The sequence below is a fragment of the Falsiroseomonas oryzae genome (assembly GCF_027856955.1).
In the GTDB taxonomy this organism is placed as follows: domain Bacteria; phylum Pseudomonadota; class Alphaproteobacteria; order Acetobacterales; family Acetobacteraceae; genus Falsiroseomonas; species Falsiroseomonas oryzae.
The window spans coordinates 1-544 of sequence record NZ_JAPSMD010001021.1; the positions used below are offsets into that span (position 1 = coordinate 1).

The 544-nt window shown below is 78.1% G+C and carries 1 protein-coding gene; it reads left to right on the top strand.

All coding sequences use genetic code 11. The features are described from left to right. The first annotated feature begins 121 nt into the window (after positions 1–121). Entirely contained in the window at positions 122–427 is a 306-nt protein-coding gene (locus tag OZN99_RS33290) for an AzlD family protein (protein ID WP_270939434.1), read from the top strand. The last annotated feature ends 117 nt before the right edge of the window (positions 428–544 follow it).

Consider the following 544-nt stretch of genomic DNA (forward strand, 5'->3'; position numbering starts at 1 on the left):
GGGCCGGCCTGCCGGTGCCGCTGCCGCTGCTGGCCGGCACCTTCGCCGGCGCCGCGCTGGGCGCCTGGATCGAGTTGCGCGGACGCCCCGGCGCCGGGACGCGCGCGGACCGGGCGGCCCGATGAGCCTGCGCTGGGACGTGCTGCTCGCGATCCTCGGCATGGCGCTGGTCAGCTACGCCTGCCGTGCCGGCGGCTATGCCGTGCTGCGCAGCATCCGCCCGCCGCCCTTCGTGGAGGCGATGCTGCGCCACCTGCCGGGCGCGCTGTTCATGGCCTATGTCACGCCGCCCCTGGTGGCGGGGTCGCTGCCGGCCTGGATCGGCGCGGCCGCGGTGGTCGGCGTGCAGCTGGCCACTCGCAACCTGGGGCTGGCGATCTGCGCCGGCGTCGCGGCGGTGTGGGGGGCGCAGGCGGCGCTGTGGTAGGATGCCACGCATGGGCGAGCCAGCCACCTATCCCGACTGGGCGACGATCAACGCCCGCCACATCGCCGCGCGGCGGGCGCAGGCGGTGCAGGCGGCGCGCGCCGCGGCCGCGGCGGC